Origin of the sequence: Marinobacter sp. SS5-14b, assembly GCF_030541005.1 — a bacterium.
Taxonomy (GTDB): domain Bacteria; phylum Pseudomonadota; class Gammaproteobacteria; order Pseudomonadales; family Oleiphilaceae; genus Marinobacter.
Genome location: NZ_JASSVM010000007.1, coordinates 33,224 through 48,927, shown reverse-complemented (window position 1 = coordinate 48,927; position 15,704 = coordinate 33,224). Strand labels below are relative to the sequence as shown.

At 58.3% G+C, this 15,704-nt stretch carries 18 protein-coding genes; 14 read left to right on the top strand and 4 right to left on the bottom strand.

The window, feature by feature from the left end; all coding sequences use genetic code 11:
- Positions 1–128: 128 nt before the first annotated feature.
- The 8 genes from glyA (at position 129) to QPL95_RS14745 (ending at position 6,745) form a co-directional block, all read left to right on the top strand.
- Positions 129–1,382 carry a serine hydroxymethyltransferase gene (gene glyA / locus QPL95_RS14780; RefSeq protein ID WP_303291763.1) on the top strand — a complete coding sequence of 418 codons (1,254 nt, stop codon included), beginning with the start codon at positions 129–131 and terminating at the stop codon, positions 1,380–1,382.
- Positions 1,383–1,456: 74 nt separating this feature from the next.
- Complete coding sequence (nrdR, locus tag QPL95_RS14775; RefSeq protein ID WP_303291762.1) at positions 1,457–1,975, top strand: transcriptional regulator NrdR; 519 nt, start codon at positions 1,457–1,459, stop codon at positions 1,973–1,975.
- The gene (ribD, locus tag QPL95_RS14770; RefSeq protein ID WP_303291761.1) at positions 1,972–3,087 is read left to right on the top strand and encodes a bifunctional diaminohydroxyphosphoribosylaminopyrimidine deaminase/5-amino-6-(5-phosphoribosylamino)uracil reductase RibD; all 1,116 of its coding nucleotides are present in this window, start codon (positions 1,972–1,974) and stop codon (positions 3,085–3,087) included. Before nrdR ends, ribD begins: the two co-directional genes overlap by 4 nt.
- A 63-nt stretch (positions 3,088–3,150) precedes the next feature.
- Positions 3,151–4,266, top strand: coding sequence for a bifunctional 3,4-dihydroxy-2-butanone-4-phosphate synthase/GTP cyclohydrolase II (gene ribBA / locus QPL95_RS14765; RefSeq protein ID WP_303291873.1), 1,116 nt, complete (start codon positions 3,151–3,153; stop codon positions 4,264–4,266).
- 48 nt (positions 4,267–4,314) lie between these two features.
- Positions 4,315–4,791, top strand: coding sequence for a 6,7-dimethyl-8-ribityllumazine synthase (gene ribE / locus QPL95_RS14760; RefSeq protein WP_303291760.1), 477 nt, complete (start codon positions 4,315–4,317; stop codon positions 4,789–4,791).
- Complete coding sequence (nusB, locus tag QPL95_RS14755; RefSeq protein ID WP_303291759.1) at positions 4,791–5,267, top strand: transcription antitermination factor NusB; 477 nt, start codon at positions 4,791–4,793, stop codon at positions 5,265–5,267. The genes ribE and nusB overlap by 1 nt, the downstream gene beginning before the upstream one ends.
- A gap of 3 nt (positions 5,268–5,270) precedes the next feature.
- On the top strand, positions 5,271–6,221 hold the full coding sequence (gene thiL, locus QPL95_RS14750) for a thiamine-phosphate kinase (protein ID WP_303291758.1): 951 nt from the start codon (positions 5,271–5,273) through the stop codon (positions 6,219–6,221).
- The gene (locus QPL95_RS14745) at positions 6,218–6,745 is read left to right on the top strand and encodes a phosphatidylglycerophosphatase A (protein WP_303291757.1); all 528 of its coding nucleotides are present in this window, start codon (positions 6,218–6,220) and stop codon (positions 6,743–6,745) included. Before thiL ends, QPL95_RS14745 begins: the two co-directional genes overlap by 4 nt.
- A 30-nt stretch (positions 6,746–6,775) precedes the next feature.
- Here the strand turns inward: QPL95_RS14745 and QPL95_RS14740 are convergent, their stop codons facing one another.
- Positions 6,776–6,979 (bottom strand): DUF6316 family protein, encoded by a 204-nt coding sequence (locus tag QPL95_RS14740; RefSeq protein WP_303291756.1) that lies wholly within the window; start codon positions 6,977–6,979, stop codon positions 6,776–6,778.
- Between the two features lie 165 nt (positions 6,980–7,144).
- Between QPL95_RS14740 and QPL95_RS14735 the strand changes: the two genes are divergently transcribed.
- Entirely contained in the window at positions 7,145–7,738 is a 594-nt protein-coding gene (locus tag QPL95_RS14735; protein ID WP_303291755.1) for a DUF2057 family protein, read from the top strand.
- An 18-nt stretch (positions 7,739–7,756) separates the two neighbouring features.
- Here QPL95_RS14735 and QPL95_RS14730 read toward each other — a convergent pair whose 3' ends face one another.
- Positions 7,757–9,283, bottom strand: a complete 1,527-nt coding sequence (locus QPL95_RS14730) for a wax ester/triacylglycerol synthase family O-acyltransferase (protein ID WP_303291754.1) — start codon at positions 9,281–9,283, stop codon at positions 7,757–7,759.
- A gap of 86 nt (positions 9,284–9,369) precedes the next feature.
- On the bottom strand, positions 9,370–10,290 hold the full coding sequence (locus QPL95_RS14725) for a LysR substrate-binding domain-containing protein (protein ID WP_303291753.1): 921 nt from the start codon (positions 10,288–10,290) through the stop codon (positions 9,370–9,372).
- Between the two features lie 112 nt (positions 10,291–10,402).
- Here QPL95_RS14725 and QPL95_RS14720 point away from each other — a divergent pair, with 112 nt between their 5' ends.
- Positions 10,403–11,389 carry a glutathione S-transferase family protein gene (locus QPL95_RS14720; RefSeq protein ID WP_303291752.1) on the top strand — a complete coding sequence of 329 codons (987 nt, stop codon included), beginning with the start codon at positions 10,403–10,405 and terminating at the stop codon, positions 11,387–11,389.
- Between the two features lie 7 nt (positions 11,390–11,396).
- Here QPL95_RS14720 and ispB read toward each other — a convergent pair whose 3' ends face one another.
- Positions 11,397–12,365, bottom strand: coding sequence for an octaprenyl diphosphate synthase (gene ispB / locus QPL95_RS14715; protein WP_303291751.1), 969 nt, complete (start codon positions 12,363–12,365; stop codon positions 11,397–11,399).
- Between the two features lie 241 nt (positions 12,366–12,606).
- Between ispB and rplU the strand changes: the two genes are divergently transcribed.
- The 4 genes from rplU to proB all read left to right on the top strand — a co-directional run bounded on the left by rplU (position 12,607) and on the right by proB (position 15,699).
- A complete protein-coding gene (gene rplU / locus QPL95_RS14710; protein ID WP_303291750.1) occupies positions 12,607–12,918 on the top strand; it encodes a 50S ribosomal protein L21 in 312 nt (103 codons plus the stop codon).
- A 35-nt stretch (positions 12,919–12,953) separates the two neighbouring features.
- The gene (gene rpmA, locus QPL95_RS14705; protein WP_022987754.1) at positions 12,954–13,214 is read left to right on the top strand and encodes a 50S ribosomal protein L27; all 261 of its coding nucleotides are present in this window, start codon (positions 12,954–12,956) and stop codon (positions 13,212–13,214) included.
- Between the two features lie 137 nt (positions 13,215–13,351).
- Positions 13,352–14,545, top strand: a complete 1,194-nt coding sequence (gene cgtA, locus QPL95_RS14700; protein ID WP_303291749.1) for an Obg family GTPase CgtA — start codon at positions 13,352–13,354, stop codon at positions 14,543–14,545.
- Between the two features lie 29 nt (positions 14,546–14,574).
- Positions 14,575–15,699 (top strand): glutamate 5-kinase, encoded by a 1,125-nt coding sequence (proB, locus tag QPL95_RS14695; RefSeq protein ID WP_303291748.1) that lies wholly within the window; start codon positions 14,575–14,577, stop codon positions 15,697–15,699.
- The last annotated feature ends 5 nt before the right edge of the window (positions 15,700–15,704 follow it).

The following is a 15,704-nucleotide window of genomic DNA, read 5'->3' as shown; positions in this document are numbered from 1 at the left end:
TATCTGCGGACGGCATAAAGGATGATTTTTAACCCGCTTTCGAGATAGAATAGCGGCCCAATTTTTCAGGGGTTGCGGCATGCGCAAAGGCAAGCCGGGCCAGCCATTCAGACAGGGGCAGCACATCCATGTTTAATCGTGATATGAAAATCGCCGGTTTCGATGACGAACTGTGGAACGCCATGCAGGCGGAAGAAAAGCGCCAGGAAGCGCACATCGAACTGATTGCGTCCGAAAATTACACCAGCCCCCGGGTAATGGAAGCGCAGGGCAGCGTGCTGACCAACAAGTACGCCGAAGGCTACCCCGGCAAGCGCTACTACGGTGGTTGCGAGTTTGTCGATATTGCCGAGCAGCTGGCCATTGACCGCGCCAAGGAACTGTTTGGGGCCGCCTACGCCAACGTGCAGCCGCACTCCGGCTCCCAGGCTAACTCCGCCGTATTCATGGCACTGCTCAAGCCCGGCGATACCGTTCTGGGTATGAGTCTGGCCCACGGTGGTCACCTGACCCACGGTGCTAGCGTGAACTTCTCCGGCAAGATCTACCACGCCGTTCAGTACGGCCTGAACCCGGAAACCGGCCTGATCGATTACGACGAAGTGGAAGCCCTGGCCGTTGAGAACAAGCCGAAGATGATCATCGCCGGCTTCTCCGCCTATTCCCAGGAGCTGGATTTTGCCCGGTTCCGAGCCATTGCCGACAAGGTGGGCGCTTACCTGTTTGTCGACATGGCCCACGTAGCCGGCCTGGTTGCCGCCGGCGTGTACCCGGATCCTATGCCGCACGCCCACGTGGTCACCACTACCACCCACAAAACGCTGCGCGGCCCCCGTGGCGGCTTGATTCTGGCGTGTGACGACGAAGATCTGCACAAGAAACTGAACTCCGCTGTCTTCCCCGGCGGTCAGGGTGGCCCGCTGATGCACGTTATCGCGGCCAAGGCCATCTGCTTCAAAGAAGCCATGAGCGATGACTTCAAGGCCTACCAGCAGCAGGTGGTGACCAACGCCAGCGTCATGGCCGAGGTGTTTGTTGAGCGCGGTTTTGACGTGGTTTCCGGTGGCACCAAGAACCACCTGTTCCTGGTCAGCCTGATCAAGCAGGACATCACCGGTAAAGATGCAGACGCAGCCCTCGGCCGCGCTCACATCACCGTGAACAAGAACGCCGTTCCTAACGATCCGCGTTCACCGTTCGTCACCTCCGGGCTGCGTATCGGTACCCCGGCGGTTACCACTCGCGGCTTTGGTGAGCAGGAGTGCCGTGACCTGGCAGGCTGGATGTGCGACATCCTCGACAACCTTGAAGACGACGCCGTCATCAGCCGCGTGCGTGAACAGGTTGAAGCGGTGTGTGCCCGCTTCCCGGTTTACGGCTGAAACGCACGGTAATGTGCCTGCCCGGGTGCTCCGCAAGGACCATCCGGGTTCTTCCTTTCCGGAGCCTGTGAATTATGCATTGTCCTTTCTGTGGTGAAGCCGATACCAAGGTGATTGATTCGCGCCTGGTGGCCGAGGGTGATCAGGTACGCCGCCGCAGGGAGTGCTTGTCCTGTCATGAGCGGTTTACCACCTTCGAAACAGCCGAACTGGTGATGCCGCGGGTGGTCAAGCAGGATGGCACCCGCCAACCCTTTGACGAAGAAAAGTTGCGGGCCGGCCTGATGAAGGCGCTGGAAAAGCGGCCGGTGAGCATCGAAGAGATCGATGCGGCACTGAACCGGATCAAGTATCGGTTGAGAGCAACCGGCGAGCGCGAAGTAAAGTCCATGCAGCTGGGTGAAGAAGTAATGACTGAACTGCGCCAGCTGGACAAGGTGGCATACGTGCGGTTTGCCTCGGTGTACCGTAGCTTTCAGGACATCAACGAATTCAAGGAAGAGATCGAGCGCTTGTCTCAGGGCAACGGCGATACCGCCGTGGATGTTGCCCGGGTGTTGGCGGATAACCAGTCCGATAAAGGCAAGGCATGATTTCAGACCGTGACAGGGCGATGATGGCCCGAGCTATCCAGCTGGCCTGGCGTGGTCGTTATTCTACCCATCCCAACCCCCGGGTTGGCTGTGTAATTGCACGGGGCAATCGCATTGTCGGCGAAGGTTGGCACGAGCGAGCGGGCGAGGCCCACGCAGAAGTCCGGGCGCTGAGTCAGGCCGGGTATGAGGCGCGAGGTGCAACGGCATACGTTACGTTGGAGCCCTGCAGCCATTATGGCCGCACGCCGCCCTGTGCCAAGGCGCTGGTAGATGCGGGAGTGGCCCAGGTGTTTGCCGCCACGAAAGACCCGAACCCGTCCGTTTCTGGCCGGGGGCTCGACATGCTGAGGGATGCCGGCATCAAGGTCACCGAAGGCGTGCTTGGCGAGGCCGCGGCCCGCCTGAACCCCGGGTTTATGAATCGTATGAATAAAGGTCGTCCCTGGGTTCGCCTGAAAATGGCGGCCAGTCTGGACGGCCGCACGGCCATGGCTTCCGGTGAGAGCCAGTGGATTACCGGGCCAGAGGCGCGGCGAGACGTGCAGCGGCTGCGCGCCATGAGCGATGCTATTCTTACGGGAGTCGGCACGGTAATGGCCGATGATCCGTCCCTGACCGTGCGCCGGGATGAAATGGGCGATATTGGCGACGCCACCGACCCCTCAAGGCAACCCCTGAGGGTAATTGCTGACCGGGATGCCCGTACGCCGGCAACCGCCAGAATTCTCCGTGGTGGCAATGTGCAGGTGTTTTGCGCCAGCTCCACATTGGCGACCGCTCCTGCGCAGGATTTGGCGGCACTGGGGGTCAGCCTGACCGGCGTGGCCTGGAAAGACAACGGTGTGGATGTGGCCGAGTTGCTGGATGCCCTTGGCGAGATGGGCATCAACGAATTACTGGTGGAAGCGGGGCCGACACTGGCCGGAACCTTTATCAACGAGAATCTGGTGGATGAGCTTTGGCTGTACCAGGCCCCGGTGTTTCTGGGGAGTACGGGTCGCCCAACCGCGCATCTGCCAATCGAAGTCATGGCTGACAAAGTGCAATGGAGCGTGCTGGATCGCCGTCAGGTGGGAGAGGATCAGCGATTGATCCTGGCTCGTCGCTAATCATTCAATTCATTCCTCTGAGCTGTTCTGAATAATGGCCGGAGTGACAGGGTGCAGAAACGTATGGCACTGAACAGCATTGAAGACATCATCGAAGATATTCGTCAGGGTAAAATGGTCATCCTGATGGATGACGAAGACCGCGAGAACGAAGGCGACCTTGTGATGGCGGCAGAGCATTGCACGCCGGAAGCCATCAACTTTATGGCCCGCTTTGGTCGTGGCTTGATCTGTATGCCAATGACCCGGCAGCGTTGTGAACAGCTTGGCCTGCCGTTGATGGTACAGCAGAACGCTTCTGGCTTTGGCACCAAGTTCACCTTGTCGATCGAAGCCCGGGAAGGCGTAACCACCGGCATTTCTGCGGCAGACCGCGCCCGTACTGTGCAAGCGGCCGTCGCTCGGGATGCCAAAGCGGCTGATCTGGTGCAGCCAGGCCATATTTTCCCGCTGATGTCCGATCCCGGCGGTGTGCTGAGTCGTGCCGGGCACACTGAAGCTTCCTGTGATCTTGCCGCGCTGGCGGGTTGCGAGGCGGCGGGTGTGATCTGTGAGGTCATGAACGACGACGGCTCCATGGCCCGCCGTGAAGATTTGGAAAAGTTTGCGGAAGAGCATGGCTTGAAAATCGGTACGATTGCCGATCTGATTCATTATCGCACCATGAATGAAAAAACCGTGGAGTGCGTGGAAGAGCACAAGCTGGACACTGAGTACGGTGAGTTCAAGCTGCGCACCTACCGGGACAACATTCAGGGCGCGACCCATCTGGCGATGATCATGGGCGATATTTCGTCGGATGAGCCTGTGTATGTTCGGGTGCATATTACCGATACGCTGCGTGACTTGCTGGGTGCTCGCCGGAAGGATTCCCGCAGCTGGCCGTTGCACCACGCGCTGGAAAAAGTGGCCGATGAAGGTCGTGGCGTGGTGGTGCTGCTGAACAGTGCAGAAGACAGCTACAACCTGGAAGATCGCATTCAGGAGTTTTATGACAGCGGCCAGAAGTCGGCCGGCAAGGGCAGCTCCGGCGTGTACTTTACGGTGGGGACCGGCTCCCAGATTCTGCGTGACATCGGTGTGGGTAAAATGCGCCTGCTGAGCCCGCCGGTTAAATTTTCCGCCATCTCCGGTTTCGATCTGGAAGTGGTGGAGTACGTACCCTATACACCTGAATGATAAACCTGGCTGCGGCATAACCCGCTGCAGCCCGCGAAGGAGCCCATGATGGCAGCTATCAAAGTAATTGAAGGTGATTTTACCCAGTGCAGTGGTCGCTATGCGCTGGTGGTTGGCCGTTTTAACGGTTTTGTGGTGGAGAGCCTGGTGGAAGGTGCTGTCGATACCCTGCGCCGCCACGGTATTTCTGATGACGACATCACCATTGTCCGTGTTCCGGGTGCCTACGAAATGCCGCTGGCCGTCAAGCGTGTGGCGGAGTCTTCGGATTTTGATGCCATCATCGCTCTGGGCGCGGTGATTCGCGGTGGCACCCCGCACTTCGAGTACGTGGCGGGTGAGGCCTCCAGTGGCCTGGGTGCTGTCAGCCTCGAAACCGACGTGCCAGTGACCTTTGGTGTGTTGACGGTGGATTCCATTGAGCAGGCCATTGAGCGCTCGGGTACCAAAGCCGGCAACAAAGGTGCGGAAGCCGCCATTACTGCCCTGGAAATGGTCAGTCTGTTCAAAAAGTTGGGTGAGTAATGACTGAAGCGGGTGATACTTCTCCCCAGCCGGGGATGACCAGCAAGCCTAAGGCCGGAGACCGCCGTCGGGCCAGAGCTCTCGCTATGCAGGGGCTTTACCAGCGGCACTTCAGCAAGACGCCGATTTCCGATATCGAAGCCGAGTTCATGGTGGATAACGACATGAGCAAGGTGGATGTTATGTATTTTCGAGACGTTTTGCGGGGCGTGCACCGGGAACAGGCAGAACTGGACAAGCTGCTGGAGCCGTTCCTCGATCGGCCCCTGCAAGAGGTGGACCCGGTGGAACTGGCCATTGTGCGCCTGGGTGCCTATGAATTGAAGCACCGCATTGACGTGCCCTACAAAGTGGTGATTAACGAAGGTATCGAAATGGCCAAGCGTTTTGGTGGTACCGAGGGGCACAAGTTTGTGAACAGCATTCTGGACAAGCTCAGCCGTCGCCTGCGACTGGCCGAAACCCGTCCGCGCTGATTCATGGGCGAATTCGAGCTTATCCGGCAGTATTTTCAGCCGCTGGCGGATAACGCCAGGCAAGATCAGCTCGTGCTCGGCCCTGGCGACGATTGCGCTATTCAGCGCGTGCCATCGGGTCGGGATCTGGTGTTTTCAGTGGACACCCTGGTTGAGGGTGTCCACTTTCCTCTTGATTATCCCCCTGAGTATCTTGGCTGGCGAGCACTTGCCGTCGCCACCAGTGACCTTGCGGCCATGGGTGCCGAACCTGTGTGTTTCACCCTGGCGCTGACCCTGCCGGCAGCAGACCCGGAATGGCTTGCGGGACTTGCCGCGGGTTTGGCCAAAGCGAGTGCGGAATTCGGAATCGCACTGGCGGGAGGCGACACTACTCGGGGGCCGCTAACCATTACTCTGCAGGTTCATGGCACCGTCGTCGAGGGTCAGGCCCTCAGGCGTTCAGGCGCGCAGCCCGGTGACATGGTGTGTGTGACAGGACCGTTGGGTGATGCGGGGGCTGCCCTGGACTTTCTTGGCGCTCCGAAACCCACGGCCGCGCAACAGGCTGTGCTTTTACGTTACCATTACCCGCAGCCGCGCCTGCTTATTGGGCAGAAGTTGGCGGGCAAGGCGTCGGCCGCGATCGATATTTCCGATGGTCTGTTGGCGGACCTGCAACACATTCTGGACGCGTCAGGAGTGGGTGCCGAGCTTGATGCGGCGACAGTCCCCCTGTCGCCAGCGTTGTCTCAGCTGAAGGCTGATCATGCCCTGGCCTTTGCACTGAGTGCCGGTGATGATTACGAGCTGTGTGTAACGATCGCCCCCGACATGCTGGCGGGGCTGGATCCGTCAGTTCGTAATCAGTTGACGGTCATCGGGCGGATTCATCGCGAGCGCGGTTTGAGCGTAGCGGGCTGTGACGACGCTGAACGCCATCAAGGATTTGATCATTTTAGGAGGCCAGATTGACGGACGAAAACCTGCTGCACGAACCGGATAACGCCCAGGCAATATTGCCGCCGGGTTTCCTTCGCAACCCCGTGCACCTGTTGGCTTTCGGTTTTGGCAGTGGTGCTGCGCCCAGAGCACCTGGTACCTGGGGCAGCCTGGCGGCAATTCCCCTGTGGTACGCCTTCGAGTGGATGCCGCCGGTGGCCTATTGGCTGGTCGTCCTGGTGGCCTTTCTGGTGGGTATCTGGTTGTGCGGTAAGACGGCAGCGGATTTAAAGGTTCACGATCATGGCGGCATCGTCTGGGACGAGTTTGTTGGTATGTGGATCGCGCTCGGGCTGCTTCCCGATCAGGTCTACGGTGTTCTGATGGCGTTTATGCTGTTCCGACTGTTTGACGTGTTAAAGCCCTGGCCGATTAACTGGCTGGATGCCCGTATGCCTGGGGGACTGGGCATAATGGTGGATGATGTGGTCGCAGGGTTTATGGCCCTTGGCTGTCTTATAGCCATAGACGTGTGGATAATGCCTTTCATTCTTTAAAAGGCACCTGTTTGGGGGTGAAACTCAGGGTCAGTGGATTTGCTGTTCTTCCGGCAGTAAACGCACTACGTGCAGGAAGCGCCTTAGGCCGATTTCAGCCCGTTCCCGAGAGGCAAAAGGCCCGCTGTCGAAGCCTTCCCGGGTCGTGAAATACCATTTGCTACCCACACAGAAGAAGCGGCTGCTCCGAAAAGGTGGCGGGGCGTTCTCGCCAGACCGACTTTGAATGTCCATGTTTTCTCCTGAGCCCACTTATTTTTTTCTTTTCGGGCGTCGCATTGTTTGTGCCGACCTGTTTAGAATTAGCCCAATTACAGCCGAATTCAACATTTTTTTACAAAGGATACAAAAATGATTGTGTGTCACGTTGGTAGACTTTTCAAGTTGGCGGCGATAACCATGAGCTTATTGATTGCAGGTTGCGCATCCACGCTGACCCGGATAGACACCTGGGAAGGAGAGTTGCCAGGCTCCACCGAACCTGCCGTTCTGAAGGCTCCCGGCAATATTCAGGTGACCCGTGTAAATGGCAAAGCGATGCAAAACTTCCTGATGGACGATCTGGCGCTGGATTACGGGCTTTTGCCCGGAAACAATGTGGTTGTGTTCACCTACAAGACCATTTGGGCGAAGACGGGGGTGGTGAACAACGGTGAGTCCAAGGTGCATGTGGTGGAAACCGAGCCCAAAGTGATGCGCTTCCAGGCGGAGCCTGGCGTGGTTTATAGCTTTGACTTTGACAAGCCGTCCAATCGCAAAGAGGCGGAAGCGCTCAGGGATAACTTTTCAGCATCTCTTATCGGCGCGAACGGCGATGTGGTCGCCCGAGCGGAAGCCTGGAGTGGCCAGCTCACAGCACGCACGCCGGTTTCAGGGGCTGGTGAGGGGGCCCCTGACGCTGCCCCGGTCAACACGCTGGAAAAATTGCAGGCTCTCTGGGGGCAGGCAACGGACGAAGAAAAGAAAACCTTCCTCCGCTGGGCCTTTGAGTAACCGACAGAGAGCCTTTTGCTAGCGCCTGGTTCGAGGCAGGCGCTTTTTCAGAAGACCTTCAAGATAGCTCAGCACGCCGTCCGTCAGGGTCGGTGTGCTTGTTATAGGAAACTCAGGAGCGTGGTCTGAGCTGGCCGAGGATGCCATCTTTTCAATGGTGTCGAGGCTTTCCTGCACCAGGTCTGTCAGGCATTCACCGTCCGGTGCGACGTCCGGACACAGAGTGAAGTTCAGTGTCAGCTGGCCTTCATAGCTTACGGCAACCACCACAAGCCCCATGCTGTCGAACAGTGGTGCGCTGTTGTACTGCTGTACCAGCTTGGCACCCTGCAGATACAGAGGCACCTGAGGCCCGGGTACATTGGTAATGGGCAGGTTAAAAAGGGGTTGATAGCGTTGGGCGACCTGAAATTCTGAATAAAGCCGGGCTGACAGGGCCAGGAGTGTTGATGGCAGCAGCTCGGTGAGGCGGTCTGCGGCTATCGCTTCCCGGTAAGGTTCGGACTCAACCGCATTGCGGTGAATACGTCGTATTCTGGCGGCTGGGTCGGGCTCTGCGGTGGCTAGATCCAGCAGCATGGCTGACATCTGATTGCCGGTGGCGCGACGCAAGCTGCTGGATCTGACGGAAATCGGAGTCATGGCAACCAGCGATTTCGAGTTATCAATGCCCTGCAGTGTCAGATAGCGGCGCAGCGTTTCGGCGCAGAGGCCCAGTACCACATCGTTGAGGGTGACATCACCCAGGCTCGCCTTGATCGCTTTTAAACGTGACAGTTGTACGCTGGCAGAAACAATCTTCCGATTGGCGGTTATCTGCCGGTTGAAAGGGCTGTGGGGCGCAGTAAACAGCGGAAGTGGCAGTGGCAGTTTGTGCAGCTGTTTCTGTATCAGTCCCCGGGCGGTGGCCTCTGCGGCGCTGTAGGCGAGAGAGGCAAATTGCATGGGGGTTTTCAGCATGTTCGCGCTGGCCTGCAGAAATACGCGTTCCTCTGAGGGTTCCGGCCGCGGTTGCCAGGGGCGGGGCAGGCTGATGGCCCTGGGTTCCGGTGTGTACTCAAGAAGTTTGCCCATGATTTCTTCGCCACTGAAGGCGTCAATCGATGCGTGATGCAGTTTTACGATCAGTGCAAAGCCTTCTTTCCCGCCCTCAGGGCTATCAATCTGGAAACCGTCTACAAAGGTGATGTGCCACAGCGGGCGATCGCGTTTCAGGGGCTCTTCCAGTATCTTCGACGCGAGTGACATGATGCTGGCTTGCTGCCCGTGCTCGCCCAGGTTCACATAAGCCAGGTGCCTTTCGATACTGAAGTCCGGATCGTCAATCCAGTAAGGGCGGCCAAGCCGAAGCGGGATTTCCTTCAATTTCTGGCGAAACAGCGGCGCGACGTGCAGTCGGCTGCGCAAGTACGCCACAAACGTGCTGAAAGCGAGGGGGGTTGCCAGGCCGCTGGCATCAAAAAGGTAAACGCCGCCGATGTGCATGGGCGTGGTTTCTGATTCCAGATACAGAAACGAGGCATCCAGTTCCGACAGCTGACGCATCTAGCGCACTCCCTTGTGTGTCACGTTTTACCAGACGGATCAGCAGTATATCTCAAAGCGACTGGACTGCGGTTGACCCTGTTGCCTCAGGCCGGATCGGATTGCAGCCAGTTCCGGAGCGCATCACCTTCCCCCAGTTGATTCCAGAACCACATCAAGGCCTTGCCTTTGTCGTCACTGTGGCGCGCCAGGTGTATGCTGATGGGGGCTCGAGGCTCATGCACGGCCTTGGCAACAAGCGATCCGTCCGCAAGCTGTTTGCAAATTCGGGGTTCAGGCAGCCAGCCGACACCCAGGCCTGCCTGTTGCACGGCGATTTTCTGGTCGATATTGCTGACCGTAATTGTGCGTTGCCGCCGGAAAATGCCCGCATGGCCTGGTGGCAGTGAGCGGGAAGTGTCGGCGGCAACCGCAGCCGGGTAGCGGGCAATTTCTGACTCTGTAAGTGGCTCGCGGGCGCTCGCCAGAGGGTGGTTGGCGGCGACGGCGAACACGAAAGGCATGTGCCCCAACGCCTTGGTGGTGAACGAGCCCGCAGGCTTGCTGAGCTGATCTGCCCCGACAATCATATCGACCCGCCTGCTTTGCAGGGCATCCCAGGTGCCGGCAAATACCTCCTCAACAACTTGCACGTCTACCGGTACGCCTAGTGTCTGAAACGCCTCAATGGCAGGGAACAGGCATTCAGCGGGAAGCAGCGAATTAAAGCCGATTCGCAGTCGGGTTTCCCATCCCTGGGCAACTTGCCGGGTGCTGTGGGCGAGGTTTTCGGCGGCCTCAAGCAGTGAGCGCCCCTCTTCCAGAAGGTACCGGCCGGCAGGCGTTAAAACCGCCTTGTGACCGGTACGGTCAAAGATACTGACGCTGAGGTCTTCCTCGAGCTTCTGAACCGTGTAACTGATCGCTGACGGAACCCGGAACAACTCTCCCGCTGCCCCGGCAAAGCTGCCTCTGCGGTCAATGGCGTCGAGCACCTTGAGGGCGTCAATCGTAATGGCTGTATGCATGTTCGAATTATCTGAAAGTGTTTGCCAGAAATGCTTGCTATCAGCCTAGCAGTCAACCCGCTAGCCTGTCTGCAACAATTGTAACGGGGGTCTGACCCCAACGGAGGCTTCGATGGGCTTATTGGTAGACGGCAAATGGCACGACCAGTGGTACGACACTGGCAAAACCGGCGGCAAGTTCGAGCGTGAGGCTGCCCGCTTCCGGAACTGGGTCACCGCAGACGGCTCCGCCGGGCCGGTAGGTGAGGGTGGCTTTGCCGCCGAGAGCGGGCGTTATCACCTGTATGTGTCCATGGCCTGCCCCTGGGCGCATCGCACTTTGATTTTCCGGAAGCTCAAAGGTCTTGAGCAACACATCGATGTGTCTGTGGTGCATCCGGACATGGTCGAGAACGGCTGGGAGTTCCGGCCCGGAGGTACGGAGCACCAGGACCACCTATACAACTCAGAGTTCATGCACCAGGTATACACCCGGGCGGCGCCGGATTATTCGGGGCGGGTGACGGTGCCGGTGCTCTGGGACAAGCAGCGGGAAACCATCGTCAGTAATGAATCCGCCGATATCATTCGCATGTTCAATTCGGCGTTTAATGAGCTGGATGGCGTAAACGCGGATCTGGACCTGTACCCGGAAAGTTTGCGCAGTGAAATCGATGCAGTAAACGAGCGGGTGTACGACACGGTCAACAACGGCGTATACAAGGCCGGTTTTGCCACCGCCCAGGACAAATACGAAGAGGCCTACAAGGCGCTGTTTGAATCACTGGACTGGTTGGAAGCGAAATTGGAGAGCCAGCGATATGTCACTGGTAGCCAGATCACCGAAGCTGACTGGCGCTTGTTCGCCACGCTGATCCGGTTTGATGCGGTGTATTACAGCCACTTCAAATGCAATCGCCAGCAGATCCGGGATTATCCGAACCTGTCCGGCTATTTGCGGGAGCTGTATCAGGTATCAGGCGTGGCAGAGACGGTGGACATTCGCCAGATCAAGCAGCATTACTACGTGAGCCAGCGCACCATTAACCCCACCCAGATTGTGCCGGTGGGGCCAGATCTGGACTTCGAGGCGCCTCACGGGCGTGGGCGCCTCGGCTGATTCCGGATTAGCTGACCCGGGCGACCGCCGCTTCGGTCAGCAGTTCCAGGGATTGCCGGTGCTCGGACTCCGGCAGGCAGGCCAGCAGGTCTTTCGCAATCTGCGCCTGCTCTTTCGCCTTCGCCATGGTGTATTCGATGGCTCCGGAGGACTTTACTATTTCCAGTACCTTCGGCAGGTCGTCCAGCCCGCCTTTACGGATCGCCTGGCGAATCAGCTGGCGCTCTTCATCGCTACCCTTGGCCATGGCGTAAATCAGGGGCAGGGTGGTCTTGCCTTCGGCCAGGTCGTCGCCCACGTTCTTGCCCATGGCTTCGGCGTCGCCCTGATAGTCCAGCACGTCATCCACCAGCTGAAACGCCAGGCCCAGGTGCTTGCCGTAGTCTTTCAGGGCGGCTTCCTGTGTTTCATCGGCGCCCGCCAGGAGCGCGCCTGTGTGGGAGGACGCTTCGAACAGCATGGCGGTCTTGTTATGGATAACCACCATGTACTGCTCTTCGGTGAGGTCCGGGTTCTTCACGTTCATCAGCTGCATCACCTCGCCCTCGGCAATCACCGCCGTGGCGTGGGACAGCACGTTCATGATCGGCAGGCTTTCCAGCTCCACCATCATCTCGAAGGCCCGGGCATACAGGAAATCACCTACCAGTACGCTCGGCGCATTGCCCCACTTGGCGTTGGCGGTGCTGCGGCCCCGACGCATGTCGGAGGTGTCCACCACATCGTCGTGCAACAGGGTGGCGGTGTGCAGGAATTCGATCACGGCGGCCAGCTTCAGGTGGTCGTCCTGGTGGTAGCCTGCCGCCCGGCTGGACAGCAAAACCAGCAATGGCCTCAGGCGCTTACCGCCACTTTCAATAATGTAATGGGCGATTTTTTCCACCATCGGGACATCCGAGGCAAGCCGCTTGATAATCAGGTCATTAACGCGGCTGAAGTCGTCGGCCACGGTGTCATGGATACGCTGGGCTGTCATCGGGCTGAAACGTCCCTTGCTGGTGTTTTCGTTGAGTTTTCGGGCAGGTCGCGGCAATGCTAGGTATTGCTGCCTACAGTGTCAACTTGAGTCGTAAACTCGCTTGTATTGCCCGGCGCCTTTTCGTACAATCACGCGCCCAACTCATCCCAACCTGCGCTCCCTGCTATAGGGTTGCCGAAGTGCTTCCCTTAGAACCAGGTGGATAAGAGCAGGGATGGGTCAATCGCGGAGACATAGAATGTACGCAGTTATTGTTAGCGGTGGTAAACAGCACCGTGTTAAAGAAGGCGAAACTCTGAAGCTGGAAAAGCTGGAAGTTGAAACCGGCGGCTCTGTTGAGTTTGACCGCGTTCTGCTGGTAGTGAACGGCGACGACGTTAAAGTGGGTGCTCCGGTTGTTGACGGTGCCAAGGTGACTGCTGAGGTGGTTAGCCATGGTCGTCACGACAAGATCAACATCATCAAGTTCCGTCGTCGTAAGCATCACATGAAGCGTCAGGGCCACCGTCAGTGGTTCACTGAAGTCAAGATCACGGGTATTCAGGGCTAAGCTCTGGAATAACCCCCCAATTAAGGAGGCCTGTCATGGCTCACAAAAAAGCAGCAGGTAGTACCCGTAACGGTCGCGATTCCGAGTCGAAACGACTTGGTGTCAAGCGCTACGGCGGCGAGACTGTCACTGCAGGCAGCATCATCATCCGTCAGCGCGGTACCCGTTTCCACGCTGGTAGTAACGTAGGCATTGGCAAGGACCACACCCTGTTCGCGAAAGCGGAAGGTCAGGTGAAGTTCGAAACCAAAGGCCCGCAGAACCGCAAGTTCGTGAGCATCGTTCCAGCTGCGTAAGCAGCGGCGATCCGGTTCTGTCGAACCTTGGGTTTGCCTGATATGCTGATCTGATCAGTTCCTCAGGTGAATCCGGAGCCCCGCAAAGCTTCCATGAGGCTGCGGGGCTTTTTAGTTTATGCAAAGGCATCAGGCGTATGAAATTTGTAGACGAAGCCACCATCATTGTTGAAGCGGGAAAAGGCGGCCATGGCTGTCTGAGTTTCCGGCGGGAAAAGTATATACCCAAGGGTGGTCCCGACGGCGGTGACGGCGGGGATGGGGGTTCCGTCTACCTGGAGGCCGACAGCGCCCTGAACACGCTGATTGATTATCGCTTTCAGCGCAGACACAAGGCACCGAACGGAGAGCCGGGTTCCGGTCGTAACTGTACTGGCACCAAAGGTGAAGATCTGGTGTTGCCGGTGCCGGTTGGAACCACGGTTGTGGATATGGACACTCACGAAGTGCTGGGCGACCTTACCAAAGAGGGTCAGCGCCTGAAGGTGGCTCAGGGTGGGTTTCACGGGCTGGGCAATACCCGGTTCAAGTCCTCGATCAACCGTGCTCCGCGTCAAACCTCAAAGGGTTCCGAGGGCGAAGCCCGGAACCTGAGGCTGGAGCTCAAGGTGCTGGCGGATGTGGGGCTTTTGGGTATGCCCAATGCGGGTAAATCCACCTTTATTCGTTCGGTGTCTGCGGCTCAGCCGAAAGTGGCTGATTATCCGTTTACGACGCTGGTGCCCAATCTTGGGGTGGTCAGTGTTCAGGCCCATCAGAGCTTTGTGATCGCCGATATCCCGGGGTTGATCGAAGGTGCTGCAGAAGGCGCAGGCCTGGGCATTCGTTTTCTCAAGCATCTGGTTCGTACCCGGTTGTTGCTGCACCTGGTGGATGTGGCGCCGTACGACGGTTCGTCTCCAGTGGCTGCGGTTAAGGCCATTGCCCACGAGCTGGAAAAGTTCAGTGAAACCTTGGCCAGCCGGCCGCGCTGGCTGGTTCTGAACAAGGTGGACATGGTGCCCGAAGAGGACCGCGAGGCCCATTGTCGGGCTATCGTTGACGAGCTCGGCTGGGACGGCCCGGTGTTCAGCGTGTCTGCGCTGACGGGCGAAGGCACCAAGCCGCTGGTGCAGGCAGTAATGCGCTGGATTGAAGAGCAGGCGGAAGAAGAGGCCGAAAATCCCGATATTGCTGCGCAGGAAGCGGCTCGCCGCCGCCGCATGGATGAGGAGGCCCGAGCCAAAATCGAGTCGGATCGCCAGGCGCGCAGAGCGGCCCGCGAAGAAGATGACGATGACGATTTTGACGACGATGACTATGACGTCGAAGTGGTCTACGCACCCGAGTAATCTGCAACCTGAAGAGATCTACCGCCGCCATGAGTGACCGCCTCCAGCTTCGCAAGGCCCGCCGACTGGTTATCAAGATTGGCAGTGCCTTGCTGACCAACGACGGAAAGGGCCTGGACGTGGCGGCCCTTGGCTTGTGGGTGGATCAGATTGTTGAGCTGATCGCGGATGGCGTTGAAGTGGTGGTGGTGTCGTCCGGCTCGGTGGCAGAAGGTATGAGCCGTTTGGGCTGGAATGCCCGGCCCCAGCACTTGCATGAGTTGCAGGCTGCCGCCGCCGTCGGTCAGATGGGCCTGGTGCAAACCTGGGAGGCTCAGTTCAAGCGCCACGATATTCACACTGCCCAGATTTTGCTGACCCACGATGATCTTTCTGATCGTAAGCGCTACCTGAACGGTCGCAGCACACTGCGGACGTTGCTGGATTATGGTGTGGTGCCCATCGTTAACGAGAATGACACCGTGGTGACCGATGAAATTCGGTTTGGCGACAACGACACACTGGGTGCGCTTGTCGCCAACCTGATCGAGGCTGATGGTCTGATTATTCTTACTGACCAGTTGGGTCTGTTTAATAAAGATCCCCGCAAACACGACGATGCCGAGCTGGTGACCGAGCGAAAGGCCGACGATCATGAGCTGGATGCCATGGCGGGTGGCGGTGCCGGTGCGCTTGGGCGCGGGGGGATGCTCACCAAACTGCGTGCGGCGAGACTGGCGGCGCGTTCTGGCGCTTTCACGGTGATTGTCGGGGGGCGCATCGAGCATGCGATTGCCCGCCTGCGCCAGGGTGATGTGATCGGCACCTTGTTGTTGCCGGAGCAGGGCAGGATGGCGGCGCGAAAGCAGTGGATTGCCAGTCATCTGCAAACGCGAGGCACGCTCACTCTGGACGATGGTGCCGTCAAGGTGTTGCGGCAGGGTGGCAGGAGCCTGCTACCGGTGGGTGTGAAATCTGTGACGGGTCGATTCCGTCGCGGGGAGATGGTGTCTTGTGTTGATCTGAATGGCAAAGAAATTGCGCGAGGCCTGGTGAATTATGATGCCGATGAGGCGAGGGCGATTGCCGGGCGCTCCAGTGATCGAATTAATGATGTGCTGGGCTATGTCTCCGATGAGGAGATGATTCACCGGGATAACCTGGTGGTGGTTTGAGCGTG